Source organism: Syntrophorhabdaceae bacterium (genome assembly GCA_028698615.1).
Lineage (GTDB): Bacteria > Desulfobacterota > Syntrophorhabdia > Syntrophorhabdales > Syntrophorhabdaceae > Delta-02.
On sequence record JAQVWF010000094.1, the window covers coordinates 1 to 4,572 of the forward strand.

Genomic DNA, 4,572 nt, shown 5'->3' on the forward strand with positions numbered 1-4,572 from the left:
CATTAAGGTAAGGGTATTGGATGAAGACCCATGGGAGACGTGCGCACAACAAAAGGCAGGAAAAGGCACATGCCAGATATCATTGAGTATTGATATTTATGTTGACAGGAGGACTACAGGATGTCCCGTACCTGCCTAAGGCAACGATGGTTACAGCAGCTTCTTGAACTCTTCTACCCCTAGACCGGCCGCCCTGATGATAGCCCGGAGCGTTCCCCGGTCAAGCTCCTTATGGTCAGGTACGACCACTTGCCCGAAGGGATCATCCCTTCGCAGGATGACATGACTTCCTTCCTGTCTCTTGAAATAAAATCCGGTCTTGTTCAGGGCCTTGATACATTCACGGCCGGAGATTCGCGGGATATTGCTCATACTGCAACAAGCAGGGCTTCAAATTTGTCTTCGGGAACTGTCAAGTTGTCTTCCCGAAGAGCGGCCACGTAACCTAGAATCGCCTCTTTTGCATTCTCTATGGCTTCCTCTCTGGTCTTGCCCTGGCTGATACACCCCGGCAGACTCGGACATTCTGCCACCCACCAACCATCTTCCCCCGGGTAAACAACGACTTGTCTCATATACAACACCTCCCTACAGCAAGCATTATCTCACAATCTGCCAGATATTCCAAGAGAATCGCTCTACCCGGCGGTATCACGGCAGGTCATTTTTTGCAGGGATAAAGATTTGACTTCGCCTCTCCCACCGGAGTACAGGTTATTTCTTGACCTCATGGCAGGAGACCCCCTGAGTGGTCTTCCCTTTGACCTTCTTTGAAGAATCTCTGAAAGACACATTGCCGTGCCACTCGTCATAGGTATATCTATCGTTGGCGTAATGGATCCCGCTGGCACCCCCCTGGTTGGTGAGGATGACGACATCCTTGCTCTTTGGTAAGGCAAGACGGGCCGTCATGGGCGAACTCTCACCTTCGGCCTTCACAAAAGTGATGGTAAAAGACCTCCCGTCGTCGCACTTATAGCGAAAAGGTCCGATATCTTCCGCATAAGCGAGGGAGGACAGCAACATAATAGCGATGGCAACAACACTCAGCCGCAATGAGAACAATTGAAACCTCCGATCTAGTGTATTCGAACCAGAGGCTTGCCCTTCACCGCCCGCCCCCGGCATGAAACCTGTCTATGTATACTCCGGACCCTCCGGGCGGTCAAGCGAATCTTTGCAGTGCACGCTTGAGAGCGGCAGGGGCGTGTCAGGTTTCAGGTTTCAGGTTCAAGAGACTCGATCCTTTCGACACCTAATGTGATTTCCGGCCGGCCCTCCGGAAAAAACTCTCAAGTTCAGGGAGGGTACGGAGGGAGCGAGAAAAGACCAAACTGTTTCATCTAAACAGAACAGGATTCGGAAAACAGACAAGGTTTGTCAAGAATAAAGATTTGACCCCCAGCCCCCCGGAATATCTTTCGAGTAATTGTGGCGGGGATTCCTACCATGAAAAACTCAGTTCTTTGATTAGCCAGAGAATTGCTTATGATAATGCCCGCAGAGCATTGCATCTTGGAGTGATTTTGAAAGAGGTGGATCGGAAAGGACGCTACATGATTTGCTTGCAGCCTGTCTGCGACAGCGTGAGGATGGATGGCAAGACGCGGACATTTGTCTTCTGTATTCTGGATGGACCCAAAGAGAATGATTCCTTCAATCAGATTGTTATGGATCTCAGCGGTAATCTTATCAGGCTTGATTACAAACCGAAGGTGTTTAATTGCTACGTCTCCAATTTCACCTCTGGCACGGATGCTGTATATACTGCAAAGGAGGATAATGGTCGATACATCTTTCAGGATGACAATGACTATAAATACGAGTGGATTGCCGAATTGAAAACGGAGCATGCCCAACGGGCGGCGGAAGAATTCGGACGTGCGTTATCACGGGTTGGTTTGACGGAATCGGAGTGGTCTAGACTGAAGGGAAAATGACTCGGTGGTCCGACAAAGACGGGCTTTGTACCGACACGTGCACATTCCAATGAAATAGGCCACGTATTATGAACCAAAGCGGCCACCTCTTACGATGAAGGTGGCGACCCTTCCGTCGGAGCCGTCAGGCGACGCTGGTTCTTCTACCTCACACCTTCTCGCCTTGCGTTTCGCCGTTAATGAACTTCATTTCCGATAGGACATCGGGGATGAGTAATAGTCTTTTGTCTTTTTCCCAGTAGTGTCCGGTAAAACCTATTAAGGGTATACGCCATTCGGCGGGAGGGGAAAACCCCGAGAACCACGCCCAGACCCCCTTTTATCAGCGCACAGGGATCAAGCATCGTTCAAAATACCTCGTATCCTAGACAAAAGACGGCTTTCATTCTTCTCGACCAGCGCATGTTCCCATATGCGCAACACCTTCCAACCCTGATTGCGCAAGACGCGGTTTACTTCCCGGTCTCTTCTCCTGTTGGCTCTGAGCTTCTTTTCCCAGAAATCCCGGTTGGTATCGGGCATGGTACAGTGCTTTGAACACCCGTGCCAAAAACAACCATCGACAAAAACAGCAACGCGAACTCTCCAGAAGACAAAATCAGGCTTCCCGAAAACCTTCTGATTACGTCGCCAGCCGGTGATGCCGTGACGGTGAAACAGGGCTATGAGTGCGAGTTCAGTTTTCTTGTTGCCCTGCCCTCTAATTTTCGACATTACTTCCGAACGCTTTGCCGCCGTAAATACATCCGCCATACGTTTGCCCGTTTTACCCCACCTACAGTTAGAAATCGCCCTCGATGACCTTCCATGTTCCTGTGAGCCTCAGGACCCTTTTGTTTGAGCTCGCTCGCCGATAATCGATATTGACGACATGCCCCGGATACAATTGGCGCAGAATAACCACATCTCCGGCCTTCAGATTAAACTCACGGAAGAAATCGGTCATGCCCGTCAGCCTGAATTCGTTCCTCGTTCCTCCAAAAAACCGGTTATTGTAGTAGATGAAATTGAAGGACCATTGGCGACCGGCTTGATCGAGCACCTTGAGCACCGCCCTCGGATTTTTCACCGATGTATTCAAGGACGGGAAGAATCCCAAGATGATCGGGTCCTTGGGAACAAGAATCCCGGACTGATGTCCTCCTGTCTCCCCAGTGTCATTGGCACTTAACACCTTCTCAACAACTTGTGTTTTCATGATCAACCTCTCTGACTCCTGTTCGTTGGCGATATTTGAAGAGATCGCAGGATGTCCTGAGCGTCTGCGTCCTTTCCGTCAGTACCAACAACGGCGGCCGCGGCCAGTTGCCGTTTGCGTATCATGCGGGCGTTGATCACATCCTCCACCGTATCCACGTAAAACAAACGATGAACGGTTACTATTTGGGTTTGGCCGCGACGGTGCGCCCTAGCGGATGCCTGATCTTCGATCGCAGGGTTCCATTCAAGATTGAAGTGAATTACGTGGCTGGCTGCCGTAATATTCAGACCGGTTCCGGCGGCCTTAGGATTAAGAACAAGGACTGCCGCTGAGCGAATTTCAGTGAAGCGGTCAATCTTGGGCTGCCTTTCCTCAACAGGCGTGCGCCCATCAACAACATCGGTATGGATACCAAACTGGGCGGCGAGTTCCCGTCCCAGAAGATCCGCCGACTTTTGGTAGGACGTGAACACCAACGTTTTGCTGTTATCGGAAACAATCTCTTCCATAATCTCAAGCAGTCGTTCGAGCTTAACAGAACAATCTACCGCGGAAGCAACGTGTGTGAATTGATTGGTCAGCCAAGGATGGGTGCAGAACATGCGGAGCGCTACCAACGCATTCAAACTACCTTGTCCGTGATTTGCCGCTGATACCCGAAGGGCTTCGTATATTTCGGCCGACTCGGAATCCAATTCCAAGGGCTGAGGAATATCGATGCGGGCGGGCAGATCCTGCGCCACATCACAAACCCTGCGCCGCAAAATCATCGGCGTAAGGATCGGTTCAAGCCTAGAGGCACCGTCAAGTGTTTCGGGGTGGTGCCGCTCGAATTCTGCAAGACTGCCAAGCAGCGAAGGAACCACAAAATCTGTGATGGACCATAAATCCACCAGTTTGTTCTCCATTGGGGTTCCAGTCATTGCCACGACAGATTGACTCCGCAAAGTCTTCAGCCGCACTGTTCGCTTGGCGTACGGATTTTTGATTGCCTGCGCCTCGTCGAGAACAAGCAGTTCCCATGTAACGTTTCTCAAGAGCGACACGTCCGCCACCGCTGTCTCGTACGAAACTAAAACAACATGGTTTTGTCGCAAATCTTCTGGAAATCCAGTTCTTCTTGCACCACGGTGAAGAACGACCTTCAAGGCAGGTGCAAAGCGTTGAATTTCACGTCTCCAGTTCTCAAGCAATGTTGCCGGACCAATAACCAAGCTCGGCTCATGGCCGGTATTCTTTGCATCTAGAAGCAAGCAGATCACTTGAATTGTTTTTCCGAGTCCCATCTCATCAGCAATGATGCTGCCGAGACCGCTTCGTTTCATGAACGCAAGCCAGTGATATCCGGCAGCTTGGTAGGGATAAAGGGTGCCTGCAAATCCCTCCGGGATGTCTCCTCTTAACCTGCTGGCAAGATGGAGGTGAGGGGAC

General features: G+C 50.8%; 6 protein-coding genes. 1 reads left to right on the forward strand and 5 read right to left on the reverse strand.

Annotation, left to right across the window (positions count from 1 at the left end):
• Positions 1-368 precede the first annotated feature (368 nt).
• Positions 369-575 carry a type II toxin-antitoxin system HicB family antitoxin gene (locus PHC90_14505; GenBank protein MDD3847556.1) on the reverse strand — a complete coding sequence of 69 codons (207 nt, stop codon included), beginning with the start codon at positions 573-575 and terminating at the stop codon, positions 369-371.
• Between the two features lie 139 nt (positions 576-714).
• Positions 715-1,065, reverse strand: coding sequence for an MliC family protein (locus PHC90_14510; GenBank protein ID MDD3847557.1), 351 nt, complete (start codon positions 1,063-1,065; stop codon positions 715-717).
• 329 nt (positions 1,066-1,394) lie between these two features.
• Between PHC90_14510 and PHC90_14515 the strand changes: the two genes are divergently transcribed.
• Complete coding sequence (locus PHC90_14515) at positions 1,395-1,940, forward strand: hypothetical protein (GenBank protein MDD3847558.1); 546 nt, start codon at positions 1,395-1,397, stop codon at positions 1,938-1,940.
• 336 nt (positions 1,941-2,276) lie between these two features.
• On the opposite strand, the gene PHC90_14520 is transcribed toward PHC90_14515, so the two are convergent.
• The 3 genes from PHC90_14520 to PHC90_14530 form a co-directional block, all read right to left on the reverse strand.
• Positions 2,277-2,693 carry a very short patch repair endonuclease gene (locus PHC90_14520; protein ID MDD3847559.1) on the reverse strand — a complete coding sequence of 139 codons (417 nt, stop codon included), beginning with the start codon at positions 2,691-2,693 and terminating at the stop codon, positions 2,277-2,279.
• Between the two features lie 28 nt (positions 2,694-2,721).
• Positions 2,722-3,138, reverse strand: a complete 417-nt coding sequence (locus PHC90_14525; GenBank protein MDD3847560.1) for an EcoRII N-terminal effector-binding domain-containing protein — start codon at positions 3,136-3,138, stop codon at positions 2,722-2,724.
• A gap of 2 nt (positions 3,139-3,140) precedes the next feature.
• Positions 3,141-4,572: DEAD/DEAH box helicase (locus tag PHC90_14530; protein ID MDD3847561.1), on the reverse strand; the 1,432-nt coding region annotated here is incomplete at its 5' end.